Origin of the sequence: Nocardia sp. NPDC051981 (genome assembly GCF_040680715.1) — a bacterium.
GTDB lineage: Bacteria > Actinomycetota > Actinomycetes > Mycobacteriales > Mycobacteriaceae > Nocardia.
Genome location: NZ_JBFAXK010000034.1, coordinates 68,570 through 82,571, shown reverse-complemented (window position 1 = coordinate 82,571; position 14,002 = coordinate 68,570). Strand labels below are relative to the sequence as shown.

General features: G+C 67.3%; 15 protein-coding genes and 1 pseudogene. 7 read left to right on the top strand and 9 right to left on the bottom strand.

The window, feature by feature from the left end; translation table 11 throughout:
• Positions 1 to 168: 168 nt before the first annotated feature.
• The 6 genes and pseudogenes from AB0L60_RS37465 (at position 169) to AB0L60_RS37440 (ending at position 4,841) form a co-directional block, all read left to right on the top strand.
• Positions 169 to 600, top strand: coding sequence for an STAS domain-containing protein (locus AB0L60_RS37465; RefSeq protein WP_364624300.1), 432 nt, complete (start codon positions 169 to 171; stop codon positions 598 to 600).
• Positions 601 to 782: 182 nt separating this feature from the next.
• Positions 783 to 1,145: pseudogene (locus AB0L60_RS37460) on the top strand (site-specific integrase); the annotation flags it as partial.
• A 278-nt stretch (positions 1,146 to 1,423) separates the two neighbouring features.
• Complete coding sequence (locus tag AB0L60_RS37455) at positions 1,424 to 2,011, top strand: site-specific integrase (RefSeq protein ID WP_364624298.1); 588 nt, start codon at positions 1,424 to 1,426, stop codon at positions 2,009 to 2,011.
• A gap of 75 nt (positions 2,012 to 2,086) precedes the next feature.
• Complete coding sequence (locus tag AB0L60_RS37450; RefSeq protein ID WP_364624296.1) at positions 2,087 to 2,851, top strand: ATP-binding cassette domain-containing protein; 765 nt, start codon at positions 2,087 to 2,089, stop codon at positions 2,849 to 2,851.
• The gene (locus tag AB0L60_RS37445) at positions 2,848 to 3,831 is read left to right on the top strand and encodes an ABC transporter permease (RefSeq protein ID WP_364624294.1); all 984 of its coding nucleotides are present in this window, start codon (positions 2,848 to 2,850) and stop codon (positions 3,829 to 3,831) included. The genes AB0L60_RS37450 and AB0L60_RS37445 overlap by 4 nt, the downstream gene beginning before the upstream one ends.
• Before the next feature lie 29 nt (positions 3,832 to 3,860).
• The gene (locus AB0L60_RS37440) at positions 3,861 to 4,841 is read left to right on the top strand and encodes an ABC transporter substrate-binding protein (RefSeq protein ID WP_364624292.1); all 981 of its coding nucleotides are present in this window, start codon (positions 3,861 to 3,863) and stop codon (positions 4,839 to 4,841) included.
• 57 nt (positions 4,842 to 4,898) lie between these two features.
• Here the strand turns inward: AB0L60_RS37440 and AB0L60_RS37435 are convergent, their stop codons facing one another.
• The 3 genes from AB0L60_RS37435 to AB0L60_RS37425 form a co-directional block, all read right to left on the bottom strand.
• Positions 4,899 to 5,180: a hypothetical protein gene (locus AB0L60_RS37435; protein WP_364624290.1), complete on the bottom strand. Its 282-nt coding sequence runs from the start codon at positions 5,178 to 5,180 to the stop codon at positions 4,899 to 4,901.
• A gap of 320 nt (positions 5,181 to 5,500) precedes the next feature.
• Positions 5,501 to 6,388 (bottom strand): alpha/beta hydrolase, encoded by an 888-nt coding sequence (locus AB0L60_RS37430; RefSeq protein ID WP_364624288.1) that lies wholly within the window; start codon positions 6,386 to 6,388, stop codon positions 5,501 to 5,503.
• A gap of 142 nt (positions 6,389 to 6,530) precedes the next feature.
• Positions 6,531 to 7,496 (bottom strand): NAD(P)/FAD-dependent oxidoreductase, encoded by a 966-nt coding sequence (locus tag AB0L60_RS37425; RefSeq protein ID WP_364624286.1) that lies wholly within the window; start codon positions 7,494 to 7,496, stop codon positions 6,531 to 6,533.
• 82 nt (positions 7,497 to 7,578) lie between these two features.
• Between AB0L60_RS37425 and AB0L60_RS37420 the strand changes: the two genes are divergently transcribed.
• The gene (locus tag AB0L60_RS37420) at positions 7,579 to 8,163 is read left to right on the top strand and encodes an XRE family transcriptional regulator (RefSeq protein ID WP_354844698.1); all 585 of its coding nucleotides are present in this window, start codon (positions 7,579 to 7,581) and stop codon (positions 8,161 to 8,163) included.
• Positions 8,164 to 8,190: 27 nt separating this feature from the next.
• Here AB0L60_RS37420 and AB0L60_RS37415 read toward each other — a convergent pair whose 3' ends face one another.
• From AB0L60_RS37415 to AB0L60_RS37390, 6 genes are all read right to left on the bottom strand, one after another.
• Positions 8,191 to 8,817 carry a TetR/AcrR family transcriptional regulator gene (locus AB0L60_RS37415; RefSeq protein ID WP_364624284.1) on the bottom strand — a complete coding sequence of 209 codons (627 nt, stop codon included), beginning with the start codon at positions 8,815 to 8,817 and terminating at the stop codon, positions 8,191 to 8,193.
• Between the two features lie 108 nt (positions 8,818 to 8,925).
• Positions 8,926 to 10,422: an NAD(P)/FAD-dependent oxidoreductase gene (locus tag AB0L60_RS37410; RefSeq protein ID WP_364624282.1), complete on the bottom strand. Its 1,497-nt coding sequence runs from the start codon at positions 10,420 to 10,422 to the stop codon at positions 8,926 to 8,928.
• The gene (locus tag AB0L60_RS37405; RefSeq protein ID WP_364624280.1) at positions 10,419 to 11,276 is read right to left on the bottom strand and encodes an SDR family NAD(P)-dependent oxidoreductase; all 858 of its coding nucleotides are present in this window, start codon (positions 11,274 to 11,276) and stop codon (positions 10,419 to 10,421) included. Before AB0L60_RS37405 ends, AB0L60_RS37410 begins: the two co-directional genes overlap by 4 nt.
• Positions 11,260 to 12,162 carry an alpha/beta hydrolase gene (locus tag AB0L60_RS37400; RefSeq protein WP_364624278.1) on the bottom strand — a complete coding sequence of 301 codons (903 nt, stop codon included), beginning with the start codon at positions 12,160 to 12,162 and terminating at the stop codon, positions 11,260 to 11,262. The genes AB0L60_RS37405 and AB0L60_RS37400 overlap by 17 nt, the downstream gene beginning before the upstream one ends.
• Positions 12,159 to 13,520, bottom strand: a complete 1,362-nt coding sequence (locus tag AB0L60_RS37395; RefSeq protein ID WP_364624276.1) for a cytochrome P450 — start codon at positions 13,518 to 13,520, stop codon at positions 12,159 to 12,161. Before AB0L60_RS37395 ends, AB0L60_RS37400 begins: the two co-directional genes overlap by 4 nt.
• Positions 13,521 to 13,677: 157 nt before the next feature.
• A complete protein-coding gene (locus AB0L60_RS37390; protein WP_364624274.1) occupies positions 13,678 to 13,962 on the bottom strand; it encodes a hypothetical protein in 285 nt (94 codons plus the stop codon).
• Positions 13,963 to 14,002 lie beyond the last annotated feature (40 nt).

Sequence of the window (14,002 nt, the reverse complement as noted above, 5' to 3'; positions counted from 1 at the left end):
GCGACTTCGGCGACTTCTTCTGTGCCACAAACAACTCCGTTCAGTTCCCCAAATTCTACTTTGGGGGCACTGTCCGAAGATCTTCAGGCACCTCACGGTACAGACGTCAAGTGGTGTGGTGGACCGCTTTTGCGGACACACACGCAATCGGACAAGGATCTGATCCTCATGCCGAAATCGATCGCCGCACGCCGACCCAGCTGGTTGGGCACGCACTTGGGTATCACCCACACCACGCCCGCACCCTCGATGACGGTCCTCACCGCCACCGGGGAAATCGACCACAACACCATCGCCACCCTGCGCGACCACCTCAGCTACGCCATTGGCACCAGCAACTGGCTGGTCGTCCTCGACCTGTCGAGAGTCACAATCTTCAGCATCTCGGGACTGCGCGCCGTCCTCGACGCCGACAACCAAGCCCGCCAACGCCACAGAATTCTGTGCCTGGTCACCGGATCACAATGCGTCGACAGACTCCTCGAACTCTCCGACCACCCCACCTGCCTGGCCACCGCCGCCACCGTCTCCGCCGCCTGCACCGCCAACCCCGCGTACAGCTGCGGGGCAGCAACAACTCAGATCTCGTCGCACCGGTAGAACCGTTGTGACAGACGCTCTTTGAACGTCTCCGTCCACGCCGCCGACTCCGAGTCCGCAGCAGACTCCGACGTGCTTCCGCCTGCGCCCGCGCGACCGAGACGCCCACCTTGAAATGCACTGTCCGAGCGAGCCTGCATCACCAGGACACGAACATCCCGCGAGACGTACGCCTCCACGATATGAGGGGAGTCGCAGATCGCTGGTACAAGACGATCGCCGAAGCCGACCCGGTGACGGGTGCGGTGAAGAGCACGCGGTTGAAGTCCAAGCAGTACGGCAAGGGCAAGCGGTGGCGGGCTCGCTACGTCGACCCGAACGGGATCGAGCGGGCACGTGCCTTCGATACCAAGATTGCGGCTCAGAGGTTCCTCGACGGCGACGTGACGACCAAGGTCGTGACGGGGACATGGGTGGACCCGGATCGGAGCGGGGTGCTGTTCTCGGTGGTGTCCGAGAAGTGGTTCGCCACGAAGGCGCTGCGTAAGCCGAAGACCAAGGCGGGCTATCGATCGTTGCTCGATACGCTCGTGCTTCCGCGGTGGGGGTCGATTCCGTTGCGGGACATCGAATTCGAGGACATTCAGGAGTGGGTGGTGCGCCTGCTGGAGTCGGGCAGCTACCGGTTCGAAGGGCGTGGCCTGTCGCCGTCGCGAGTTATCCAGGCATATCAGGCGCTCGACCAGGTATTGCGGTTCGCGATCAAGTCCAAGCGTTTGGCGACCAACCCGGCTGAAGAGGTCGACCTGCCTAGGGTGTCTCCAGCGGAGAAGCGGTACCTGACGCACGCGCAGGTGTTGCGGCCGGCCGATTCCGCCCGTTGGTGTTCACGCTGGCCTATACCGGTATTCGGTTCGGAGACGCCATCGCGTTGCGTGCCTCGGCGGTGGACATCGATGGACAGCGAATCACCGTGTCCCACTCGGCAACTCATGTCGCATACGAGGGCATCGTGGAGACCGACACCAAGAATCACGCGGCGCGGTCGGTGCCGATCCCGGAATTTCTCGGCAACGAACTCCGGAGCGTGCTCGATGGATTGACGCCGGATGCCCGGGTGTTCCCTGGGCGTGAGGGTGACTGGCTGTCGCTCGGTGAATTCCAGTGGGTCTTCGACAACGCGGCAGTCTCGGTCGGGATCGCAGGGGTGGTGCCGCACGGATTACGCCACACGGCAGCGTCTCTCGCGATCAGCGCCGGCGCGAACGTCAAGGTGGTCCAGCGGATGCTCGGGCACAAGACGGCGACCTTGACGCTGGACCTCTACGGCCATCTGTTTCCCGATGATCTCGACACTGTGGCGGCGGCGATGAACGCGGGTGCGCTTACCGCTGCGGACGAACTGCGGACTGAGATCGAGAGCGCGCAAACCTCCAGCGCTCAAAATGGCCAACTGCCAGCGGTTTCCTGAGCGCCTCGGGTAAGGTTCGAGTCTTAAATGAGCGGACGGACGTCCGCTCAGTCGATGTCGCCGGGGTGATCGCCGATGCCAGCCGTGGTATTGGAAGCCGAAGGGCTTCAGAAGCGGTACGGCGGTGTGGAGGCTCTGCGCGGGGCCGGTTTTCAGGTCGGTGCGGGCGAAGTGGTGGCACTGATCGGCGACAATGGCGCCGGGAAGTCCACACTGGTGAAATGCCTTTCGGGGGCCGAACAGCCCGACGGCGGGCGGATCCTGCTGGACGGCAAGCCGGTTCGGATGGCGTCGCCGACCGCGGCGCGACGGCTCGGGGTGGAGACGGTCTACCAGGATCTGGCCGTGGCCCCCGACCTCGATCCCGCCGCCAATCTTTTCCTCGGGCGCGAGCTGCTCCGCAAGGGGCTGCCCGGGCGGCTCGGGATGCTCGATCGCAAGGCCATGAGAACGCAAGCGGCCGAGCACTTTCAACGACTCGGTGTCGTGCTGCCCAGTGCGGATGTGCCGATCGGGTCGCTGTCGGGCGGGCAGCGGCAGACGGTCGCGGTGGCACGGGCGGTGATGTGGGCCAGCCGGGTCGTCTTCATGGACGAGCCGACCGCGGCGCTGGGCGTGGTGCAGCGAGAGCGAGTGCTGGATGTCATTCGCCGCGTGCGCGATCAAGGTATCGGGGTGGTGCTGATCAGCCACAATATGCCCGAGGTGCTGGCCGTCGCCGATCGTATCGAGGTGCTGCGGCTGGGGCAGCGGGTCGCCCGCTTCACCGCCGCCGACGCCACGCTGGAGCAGTTGGTGGGAGCCATGACCGGCGCGCTGACCACGGAGGACCAGTCATGAGGCGGCTGGCCGGGACCGGCACGTTCTGGATCGGCTGCGTGCTGGTCGTGCTGTACACCGCGTTCAGCATCGTGCGGCCGGACGCCTTTCCGACGCGATTCACCCTGCAGACCTTGCTGATCGAGACGTCGGTGCTGTTGGTGCTGTCGATCGGGATGACATTCGTGATCGTCACGGCGGGCATCGATCTGTCGGTGGGGATGGTGCTGATCTTCTCCGGAGTGCTCGCGGCCAAGACCATGGAGTGGCTCAGCCCCGGCGAGGATGCGACGCACGCGGGCTGGGGCACCATTCTGCTCGGGCTGCTGATATCGCTGGCGGGCGGGGCGCTCTGGGGGCTGGTGAACGGAATCCTGGTGGCCAAGGCCAAGATTCCGCCGTTGATCGTGACGCTCGGGTCGTTCGGGGCGGCGCTGGGGGCGGCGCAGTTGATCACCGGCGGGGTCGATACCCGCACGGTTCCCGGGAAGCTGCGTGACTCACTGGGTTTCGGCACCATGCTGGGCGGTATTCCGGATCTGGTGCTGGTGGCGGTCGCGGTGACGGTGGTCGGCGCCTGGCTGCTGCACACCACTCGGTTCGGGCGGTACACCTTTGCGATCGGCTCCAGTGCGGAGGCTGCGCGGCGGGCCGGGATCGGGGTCACGCGGCATCTGATCCTGGTGTATCTCATGGCCGGAATGCTTTCGGGCCTTGCCGGTTTCATGAATTTGGCATATTTCGGGACCACCACGATCGCGGGCCACGGGACCGACAATCTCGATGCCATCGCGGGGGTGGTGATCGGCGGGACCAGTCTGTTCGGCGGGGTGGGGTCGGTGCTGGGCACCGTGATCGGGGTGTTCATCCCGTCGGTTTTGCGCAAGGGCTTCGTCATCGCGGGGGTGCCGGTGTTCTGGCAGCCCATCGCGGTGAGCGTCGTGCTCGTGGCGGCCGTGTGGTTCGACCAGATCCGCAGGCGGTCCCGGGACCGGAAATAAACACAACGCAGTTCGAAGGTGAGGGCCTGATGATGAGGACCGGTGGACGGGCGGCCGTAATGGTCGGCGTAGTGGTGGCGGTGGCCGGGCTACTGGCGGGATGCGGTGGCTCGGTGAGCAATTCGGGCAAGGCCGACGCGAAGAAGCTGGTGCTCATCCCCGGCGTCGCGAACGAGCCCTTCTACATCTCGATGCAGTGCGGCGCCCAGGACGAGGCGAAGAAACTCGGGTACTCCCTGGACACCCAGGCCCCCACCCAATTCGACGCCTCGCTGCAGACGCCGATCGTCACCGGCGTCATCGCCAACAAACCCGGCGCGATCCTCATCGCGCCCACCCACGCCCAGGCCATGGCCAGCCCGATCAAGCAGGCCAGGGACGCGGGCATCAAGGTCATCGAGGTGGACACCGCGCTCGACGACACCTCCATCGCCCTGTCCTCCATCTCCTCCGACAATGTGAAGGGCGGGCAACTGGCCGCGGTCACCCTCGCGAAACTGGTGGGCGACAAGGGATCCGTGCTGGTGATCAACACCAAGGCCGGCACCTCCACCACCGACCAGCGCGCCCAGGGCTTCGAGGACGAACTGAAACAGAACCACCCGGGCATGTCGTCACTGGGCGTCCAATACAACAACAACGAGGCCGCGCAGGCCGCCTCCATCGTCACCGCCACCCTCGCCGCCCACCCCGACCTGGCCGGAATCTTCGCCACCAACCTCAGCTCCGCCGAAGGCGCCGCCACCGGCCTCCGCAACGCCGGCAAACTCGGCCAGGTCAAAGTCGTAGGCTTCGACGCCAGCCCCAAGCAGGTCCAAGACCTGAAAGACGGCACGGTCCAAGCGCTCATCGCCCAAAACCCCTCCGACATAGGCAAACAGGGCGTAGACCAAGCCGACGCCGCCCTCCAGGGCCAGCCCGTCACCCGCAAGATCCAAACCGACATGATCGCCATCACCGCTGACACCATGTCCACCAGCGAGCAGTACTTCTACAAGAGCAAGTGCTGACCAGACCACCACTTCCGAACACGAGGGCGCGGCAGGCGTAGCACAGTCAGGCGCAGCTCAGTACTGCTGGCGATCGACGCGGTGCGATAAGCGCTGCGTGAAGGTTTCGGTCCACGCAGCGGACTCCGATTCCTCCGCAGTCCCCGTGGCGCGTCTCCTCGCACGCAGATTGCCCGTGCGCCCGCCCTGCTTCACCCCGCCGGGCCGGGCCTGCAACGCCAACACCCGCACTCCCCATGACACGTAGGCTTCGACGCTCATCCCCGCGCACTCCGCCGCATCGCGCAACGTGAGCCAATCATCCTCACCCACCGTCACCACAATGTCCTTGCTCGACATAGCGATCAACGTTAGACCTTGCAGACCGTCCAGACCCGTTAGTAGCCTGCAAATATCTCGTTCAGCCGCTGATCGCCCTGTCCGGACAGTCAAACGGACTCCACCCCGCGCGCCGTGATGCCGAACACTGGAGAACCGGTCATATCTCGCGCCTTCGACCGCCGGTCAGCTTCTTGCCAATTCCAAAGGCACTGTGTGTAATCAGAACGGTTGAGCCCAGATACGGCTCGAACGGCTCGTTCACGCATTCACCCGTAATTTGTTGCGGCCGAGCGCATCACGCTGAAGTGGGTTCCCGCCGACTGCTCTGGGAGGCTCGCTCAGCTTTGCGACGCGTGTCGCTGGATGAGTTCGTATACGGGCTTGGGGTCTTCTATTTGGGGGTAGTGACCCAGACCCGGCAGTCTAGTTACCGGCGTGTTCGGCCTGAGGTTCAGAACTGCTTGCAGTACGGCCTCGGTGCAGATGGGATCCAGGCCCGCCCAGCCGAGTTCCAGCGCGCCCGGCCAGGTGCGTAATGCGTTGTGCCAGCGCGTGGAAGTCGGGGGCGTGACGCGTTCGTGGTTGTAGTAGATGAGCTTGTCGAGCATGCGATGACCGTCGTTGTGGGACAGCAACGACCATTGGTCGGCTGCCTCCTCAGCGGTGAGGGGATGCGCCGCGGAGAAGATACTGCCGAACGAGCGACGGAAGGAGAATTCGCTCGTCGCTCGGGTGACGAGCGGGCCGAGCCGGCTCAGCAGAAGTTTCTGTCCGAGCAGCAGGCTGGCCTGTTCGCGGACCAGGCTCGCATTGAACAGCAGGGCCGATTTCAGCGTGAACGACAATGCTCCATCGATGTCGCGGGCGAGGAGTTCGGTGGCGACCGAGCTGCCCATGTCGTGGGACACCATGACGATGGGTTCACCCACGTACCGCTGCGCGAGTTCCTCGGCGATATCGGCTTGAATTCGCAACGAGTACTGCGTATCTCGCGGCTTGTCGGACAGCCCGAAACCGAGGAAGTCGAAGGTGAGCAGGCGGTGACCCTCGATCGAGTCGAAGGCGCCCCGCCAGTCGTAGGAGCTGGATGGGTAGCCGTGCAGGAGCACCAGCGGCGGCAGGTCCGGGGAACCTTCTCGTTCACGGACGAAGATCCGATGGCGTCCGACCTGTTCGAAGGTGCCCGATCGCTGCCAGGCCGCGACGCGCGGGGTCAGGTCCGCCATCTCTACCCTCCTGTGGGCGACAGCCGTCGGTTCGCCATCACCCTAACAAATTGCACTGTCCATGCAGATTGTTCGCGGGATGAACGGGCCGATTCCCCACGCTCAGTAGGCCGGACCGGCGTGGGCCGGTCCGGCCGGCTGGTCAGGCGGTGGCCAGGGCGCGGTGAGCTTCCACTGCCAGACGGGTTTCTTCGGTTACCAGGTCGGCGTTGATGTGGGCGCCGGCCATGGCGCCGGCGGCGGCGGAGTTGCCCACCTGGGCCGAGATGTCGGTGACGTTGCCTGCGGCCCAGACGCCGGGGGTTTCGGTGCGGCCGGTGGGGTCGGCGGGGATGTATTCGCCTGCGCCGCTGGGGTGGGAGGTGGGGGTCAGGCCTAGAGCTGCCAGGAAGGCGGTGCGGGCGACCATGCGGGTGGGGGCGGCCAGGATCTCGCGGGGGATGATGGTGTCGTCGGCGAGGCGGACGCCGGAGATTTGGTCGGCGGCGATCTCTACGGCGGTGACCTCGCCGGTGACGACGCGAATTCCTCTGGCCGCCAGCTGTTCCGACTCCTCCTCGGTGGGAGGGGTGTTGGTGTGGGCGAAGTAGACGACGTCGTCGGTCCACTGGCGGAAGAGGAGGGCGAGGTGAATTCCCATGGGGCCCAGGCCGAGGACGCCGATCGGGCGGTCCCGGACCTCCCAGCCGTGGCAGTACGGGCAGTGGATGACATCGCGGCCCCAGCGCTCGCGCAGGCCCGGGATATCGGGGAGTTCGTCGACCAGGCCGGAGGTCACCAGGAGCCGGCGGGCGCGGACGGACCGCCCGTCGGCGAGGGTGGCGACGAATACCTCACCGTCCCTGACGATTTCGGTCACTTCGCCCGGAACCACGTGTCCGCCATAACCGCGCACCTCTTCCCGGCCCCGCACCAGCAGTTCTGCGGGCGGCACGCCTTCGCGGGCGAACAATCCATGCACCCTGTCCGCGGGCGCGTTGCGCGGGCTGCCCGCGTCGATCACGACCACCGAGCGCCGGGCTCGGGCGAGCATGAGCGCTCCGTTCAATCCGGCCGCGCCGCCGCCGACCACCACCACGTCATAGCTGCTGTTCAGCTGATCGGTCATTGATGACCACCTCCTGCCTACGACCATGCGGATCACGTCGCGATCCTGGCAACCTCATTTGCCGATATGGCAAACTGAAGTCATGACCGAGGATATCGACAGAGCCCTGGAAGGGGTGGGGTTACGGCTGCGTGAGCTGCGCAAACAGCGCGAGACCACGCTGGCGGAGCTGTCCGCCGAGACCGGCATCTCGGTGAGCACGCTGTCCCGCCTGGAGTCCGGCGCGCGCCGCCCCACCCTGGAGCAGCTGCTCCCGCTGGCCCGCGCCCACAATGTCACCCTCGACGAACTGGTGAACGCCCCGCTCACCGGCGACCCGCGCGTGCACATGCGCCCGATCAACCGGGGCGGCATGCAGATGCTGCCGCTGACCCGCCGCGTCGGCGGCATTCAGGCCTTCAAGATCGTGCTGGGCCCGAAATCCGGTCGCACCGAACCCAATCCGCAGACCCACGAGGGCTACGAGTGGCTCTACGTCCTCAACGGCCGGCTCCGGATGATCCTCGGCGCGCACGACCTGATCCTGCACCCGGGCGAGGCCGCCGAATTCGACACCCGGGAACCGCACTGGTTCGGCGCGGCCGACGACGAGCCCGTCGAATTCCTCAGTCTCTTCGGCAAACAGGGCGAGCGCGCCCACTTCCGTGCCCGCCCCAAGGGCGACTGACGGGCCCGCCCCAAGGGAGACCGACAGCTATCCCTGATACCGCGGCCCGACCAGCGCGAGCGCGGTTTCGACTGCCACATCGATGATTTCGGTGATGTCGCGCCCGTCCTCCACGGTGGAGGCGATGAGCTCCCGGAACCCGCCGTAGAGGATGGTCGCCATCTGCCGGGTCGGCGGATGCAGTCCGGCCGCCTGGAATTCCGATGTGGCGGTGAGGTCCTGGATGAGCGTGATGAACGATTCCGCGGCGTCCCGGTGCAGTTGCCGCGCCCGCTCCCCCAGCGCCGGGGTGTCGCGGATCCAGGCCAGGGTGATGCAGGTGTCGTCACGGGAGGCCCCGATCCACGCCTCGATCGCCTGATGGATCTGGGTGTCCCAGGGCGCGGTCGGGTCCACGGCCGCGTAGATCTGCTGGACGGTGTCGTTGTTGCGTTCGGTGAGCATGGCGACGAAGCAGTCCTGCTTGTCGACGAAGTGCTCATAGAAGGTCCGCCGCGAGGTCCGCGCAAGCCGGACCACATCGGCGACGGTGGTGTCCCGATACCCGCGCTCGCGAACCGCGTCGGCCATGGCATCCAGCAGCCGCCGCCGGAACCCGGAGTCGATGGCGGGTTCGGCGCTGGTTGTGGTGTCGGCGGTGTCGACGCGGGTCACGAGCATCAGCCTAGTTTCTCCGATCTCGGTGAGCATCGCGGCATGTCGGTGTGTTCTCGGCGGCACCACTCGCGCCCGGTCAGGCGGCGGTGCCACCTCACATCCCGGTCAGGCGGTGACCTGTTCGGGACCGTGTTCGGCCGCGGCGGCGGTATGAGCCGGGCGGCGGCCGAAGCGGATGGTGCCGTCCTCGATTCGCCCGTGCCGCAGGGTGATCACATCCTGGGCGTAGTTCATGCCCAGCCGCCACGGCGCGCGCGATCCGGCCTTGGGGAAGCGGTCCATGGACCGCAGCACGTAGCCGGCCTGGAAGTCCATCAGCGGCGCGGTGGTCACCGCCGGGTCCGGCCAGGGCGTGGCCTGGGAGTATCCGTGAATGTCCATGTGCCGCAACAACCGGCACACGAATTCCGCGACCAGGTCGGCCTTGAGCGTCCAGGACGCATTGGTGTACCCGATGGTGAAGGCGAAGTTGGGCACGCCGCTGAGCATCATGCCCTTGTAGGCCATGGTGTCCGGCGGCTGGATCTCGCGCCCGTCCACGGTGAGCCCGATACCGCCGAGGGCCAGCAGATCCAGCCCGGTGGCGGTCACCACGATGTCGGCGGACAGTTCCGCGCCGGATTCCAGCTTCACCCCGTCCGCGGTGAACCGCTCGATCCGATCGGTCACCACCGAGGCCCGCCCGTCCCGGATGGCCCGGAACAGGTCCCCGTCCGGGACCAGGCACAGCCGCTGATCCCATGGGTTGTAGGCCGGGTTGAAATGCGTGTCGACGTCGTAGCCCTCGGGCAGCTGCTTGATGGTCAGGTCCCGGAAGAACTTGCGCATCATCTGCGGCCGCCGCTGGCTGAGCTGATAGATCAGCGTGCCGACGGCGACGTTCTTCCACCGGGTGATGGCGTAGGCCCGCCGCGTCCCGAACCACCCGCGCAGCTTGGTGGCGATGGCGTCCACGCTGGGCGCGGACATGATGTAGGTCGGTGACCGCTGCAGCATGGTCACGTGCCCCGCGTTCTCGGCCATGGCCGGCACCAGCGTGACCGCGGTCGCGCCGCTGCCGATCACCACGACACGCTTTCCGGCGTAATCGAGTTCGGCGGGCCAGTGCTGCGGGTGCACGATCTGCCCGCGGAAGTCGCCGATGCCGGCGAACTCGGGGGTGTAGCCCTCGTCGTAGCGGTAGTAGCCGCTGCACAGGTAGAGGAAGTCGCAGGTGATGGTCGAGGTCATCCCGTCGTGCTCGAACCCGACGGTCCAGCGCGCCTCCTCCGACGACCACGAGGCCCCGATCACCCGGTGCTCGTAGCGAATTCGCCGATCGATCCCCGCGTCGGCGGCCGTCTGGCGAATGTAGCCGAGAATGGCGGGCCCGTCCGCGATGGCCTCCGCCGCCACCCACGGCCGGAACCGATACCCCAGGGTGTGCATATCCGAGTCCGACCGCACCCCGGGATACCGGAACAGATCCCAGGTCCCGCCGATGGCCGCGCGCGCCTCGAAAATGGCGTAGCTGCGTCCCGGGAACGCGTCCTGGAGATGATGTGCCGCCCCGATGCCCGACAGCCCGGCGCCGACGATCAGCACGTCCACGTGTTCGGTCATTGCTTCGCTCCCTTCGCGGCCCGGGCGCGCACCAGGCCCATCACGACCGACAGCACGTCGAAGTAGTGCGTCGGGGTCACCCGCGCCAGCGTGTCGAACAGGTAGGCGTCGGGCCCGACGAGAACGCGCGCCTTGCCGCGTTCGACTCCGCGGCAGATGATTTCGGCCGCCCGCTCCGGCGTGGTCATGGTCATGGCCTCGAATTCCGCGGCCATCTGCTCGTGGGTGCGGCCCCTGCCCTCGGGATCCTTGCGCACCCGGCCGTTGCGGGCGATATTGGTCCGGATGCCGCCGGGATGCACGGTCACCGCCGAGACGCCCGTGCCCCGAAGTTCCTGCCGCAGTGCGTCGGTGAACCCGCGCACCGCGAATTTCGCTGCGCAGTAAGCACTCTGATACGGCATCCCCGCCAGCCCGTACACGCTGGAGGTGTTGACGATGGCGCCGCTGCCCTGCTCGACCAGGATCGGCAGGAACGCCCGCGTCCCGTTCACCACCCCGTCGAAGTTGATCTGCCGCAACCATTCGTCGTCCGCGGGCACACTGTCGAGCACCGAGGAGGACACCGCCACCCCGGCATTGTTGAACACCGCCGCCAGGGGCGCGGGCAGCCACTCGCGCACCTCGTCGGCGAAGGCCAGCTGATCGGCCGCGTCGCGCACATCCAGCACGCGGGTCAGCACCGGTCCGCTGAGAGAGGCCGCCGTCTGCTTCAACCCGTCGGCGTCGATATCCGCGATGGCCACCGGCGACCCACGGTGAGACAGCAATTGGGCCAGTCCCCGCCCGATTCCGGAGGCCGCGCCGGTGATCATGACCGGGTGGCCGGACAGGGGCCTAGAGGTTCGGGGCATCGGAACTCCTGGTTTCGGCGGTGCGGACGTGCGAGTCGATGAGGTCGGCGAAGGTCGGCCAGAGTGCGGCGGGCAGATCGTGACCCATGCCGGGGAGGGTGTGCAGGCGTGCGCCGCGGATCGCCGCGGCGGTGACCTTGCCGCCGGTCGGGTTCACCATGCGGTCGCGGTCGCCGTGCAGAACGAGAGTGGGCGCGGTGATCGTCCGCACCTCGGCGGTCCGGTCGCCCGACTTCATGATTCCGGCGAGCTGGCGTCCCACACCCGCCGCCGGACGCGGATCGCGGTCCCAGGTGGTCCCCGCGGTCGCGCGAATCCTGGCCTCGTCGAACGGATATCCCGCCGAGCCGATGTGCCGGTACATGCCGACCGCGCGGTCCAGGTGCTCCTCGCGGGTCCCGGCGGGCTTGCGGAACATGCGTGCCCAGGTGGACAGCGCGGGCCGCCCCACCCGCGCCGCACCGGTGGTCGAGAAGATCGACGTCAGCGAGGACACCCGAGCCGGATAGCGGGCCGCGACGGTCTGCGCGATCATCCCGCCCATCGACATGCCGACCACGTGCGCGGACCGCCAGCCGAGGGTGTCGAGCAGCCCGACGGTGTCGAGGGCCATGTCCCCGAGATCGTATTGCTGTGGGTCCCAGCGCTTACGGGCCATCGCCAGCCCGCCCGGCGGCCGGAACCCGGCGTGCGTGGAGGTCCCCACATCGCGATTGTCGAACCGCACCACGTCGTATCCGCGCACCACCAGCTGTGCGATCAGCCCGTCGTGCCATTCGTGTTTCTGCTGCCCGAGCCCGGCGATCAGCAGCAGCGGCACGCCCGACCCCTCCCGCTCGTAGGTGAGGGTGATCCCCCGCCCGACCTCGGCCACCCGCTCGCTCATGCGGTCACCTCGGCGCCGCGCTCCACACTGGTTTCGGCGGCCTCGACCGCCGGCGGCCGCGGTGCCCGCCGATACACGACGGCCCGCCCCTTCTTCGCCGGAACCAGTGCGACCCCGCGGAAGTGCGCGCGCTCGTCGGGCGCGTCGGTGGTCTCGAGTGTGAAGTCCCGCAGCAGCACCCGCAGCACCACATTCATCTCCATGGTCGCGAAGGCCGCCCCGATGCACCGGCGCGCGCCACCGCCGAACGGAATCCAGCTGAAGGTCCCCGGCCGGGCGCCGACGAACCGATCCGGATCGAAATCCCGTGGGTTGGTGAACAATTCCGGACTGTCGTGCATGAGCCGGATACTCACCATCACGTGCTGCCCGCGCGCCAGCGTCCACCGGCCCAGTCGCAACGAGTCGGTCCGCACCTTGCGCATGGTGGCGTCGATGACCGGCCGTACCCGCTGGGTCTCCAGCAGTGTCGCCTCGCGCAGCGCGGACCCGCCCGCGTCGTTCTCCTCGACCAGGCGCCGCAGGATGTCCGGATGCCGCCGCAGCCGCTCGACGGTCCAGGCCAGCGAGGTGGCGGTGGTCTCGTGCCCGGCGGTGAGCAGGGTGAGCAGTTCGTCGGCGATCTCGCTGTGCGTCATGGCCGAACCGTCGTCGTAGCGGGCCTGCAGCAGCATGGCCAGCACGTCGTCACGCTCGCTGAGCTCCGGATCGGCGGCCGCGCGCCGGATGAGCCGTCCGACGATCTCGTCGTACAGCGCGCGGTAGGCGGCGAACCGCGCCCACGGCCCGAAGCGCCCGAACAGCCTGCGCGGCACCGGAAGTGCCGCCAGCGCCGACCCGACCAGCACCAGTTTCGGGAGCAGCGCCCGCAGCTGGTCGAATTCCGCGCCTTCCGCGCCGAAGACCGCGCGCAGGATCACGTTCAGGGTGATCCGCATCATCGAGTCCATGGTCGCGAACTCGCGCCCCGACGGCCAGCCGGCCATCTCGCGAACGGCCTCCTCCTCGATGAGCGATTCGTAGACCGCCAGCCGCCGCCCGTGGAACGGCGGGGTGAGCAGCTTGCGCTCCTTGCGGTGCTCCTCCCCGCGCAGCGCGAAAAGCGAACCGGGGCCGAGGAATTGGCCGAGGTTGGCGTCGATGTTGTCCACCAGATCGGTGTGCGTGGTGAACAGCGCCTTGACCTCGGCCGGTTCCGACAGCACGAGTGTGTGCCCGAAGCGGGGCATCGCGACCATGAACGCCGATCCGTACCGCTGGTGCAGGCGACGCCAGGCCCGGGTGCGCCCGGCCAGGATCTCGATGCCCTGCACGAAGGCCGGCGTGGTTGGTCCGTCGGGCAGTGTCACTGTGGTCATGCGCCATCTCCCAGCCTGGTACATCTGCGTACCACCAGCACGGTACGCGCCAGTACCGACTGTGGCAAGGGTCACGTTCCGGACTACCGAGGGCCACGTGGCAGCCCTCAGCGACTCCGGTCGGCGCGACGACCGGAACGCTGCCGGGAGTGGTCGGCTACAGCACCGACCGCAACGGGTGAGCGGGATCGAAGATCGAGATCGGCGGGCCCTCCCCCGCCGGATGCACCTGGAGCTTGCCGGTGTCGTCGATGAGGATGCGCCGTCCCGGATATGTCCGCCGAGCGATCTCCACGTCACGCTCATCGAACTGGTCGCAGCCGGTGAAAACCAGTACGCCGTAATGCAATTCGGTGGCGTACACACTGGCCGGCCAACGATGTAGCCAGACGTCGAGATCGAAGAGGGCATCGGGTTTGGGCAGGTCAGTGCCGACCGTCATGCGGGCATAGTAGGCCCGCCCGCCCGAGTTCCGCACACGC

Excerpts from the sequence above, each read along its gene's own strand:
- AB0L60_RS37465 (WP_364624300.1), top strand. The coding sequence starts at position 169 with ATGCCGAAATCGATCGCCGCACGCCGACCCAGCTGGTTGGGCACGCAC.
- AB0L60_RS37450 (WP_364624296.1), top strand. The coding sequence starts at position 2,087 with ATGCCAGCCGTGGTATTGGAAGCCGAAGGGCTTCAGAAGCGGTACGGC.
- AB0L60_RS37445 (WP_364624294.1), top strand. The coding sequence starts at position 2,848 with ATGAGGCGGCTGGCCGGGACCGGCACGTTCTGGATCGGCTGCGTGCTG.
- AB0L60_RS37440 (WP_364624292.1), top strand. The coding sequence starts at position 3,861 with ATGATGAGGACCGGTGGACGGGCGGCCGTAATGGTCGGCGTAGTGGTG.
- AB0L60_RS37435 (WP_364624290.1), bottom strand. The coding sequence starts at position 5,180 with ATGTCGAGCAAGGACATTGTGGTGACGGTGGGTGAGGATGATTGGCTC.
- AB0L60_RS37430 (WP_364624288.1), bottom strand. The coding sequence starts at position 6,388 with ATGGCGGACCTGACCCCGCGCGTCGCGGCCTGGCAGCGATCGGGCACC.
- AB0L60_RS37425 (WP_364624286.1), bottom strand. The coding sequence starts at position 7,496 with ATGACCGATCAGCTGAACAGCAGCTATGACGTGGTGGTGGTCGGCGGC.
- AB0L60_RS37420 (WP_354844698.1), top strand. The coding sequence starts at position 7,579 with ATGACCGAGGATATCGACAGAGCCCTGGAAGGGGTGGGGTTACGGCTG.
- AB0L60_RS37410 (WP_364624282.1), bottom strand. The coding sequence starts at position 10,422 with ATGACCGAACACGTGGACGTGCTGATCGTCGGCGCCGGGCTGTCGGGC.
- AB0L60_RS37405 (WP_364624280.1), bottom strand. The coding sequence starts at position 11,276 with ATGCCCCGAACCTCTAGGCCCCTGTCCGGCCACCCGGTCATGATCACC.
- AB0L60_RS37400 (WP_364624278.1), bottom strand. The coding sequence starts at position 12,162 with ATGAGCGAGCGGGTGGCCGAGGTCGGGCGGGGGATCACCCTCACCTAC.
- AB0L60_RS37395 (WP_364624276.1), bottom strand. The coding sequence starts at position 13,520 with ATGACCACAGTGACACTGCCCGACGGACCAACCACGCCGGCCTTCGTG.
- AB0L60_RS37390 (WP_364624274.1), bottom strand. The coding sequence starts at position 13,962 with ATGACGGTCGGCACTGACCTGCCCAAACCCGATGCCCTCTTCGATCTC.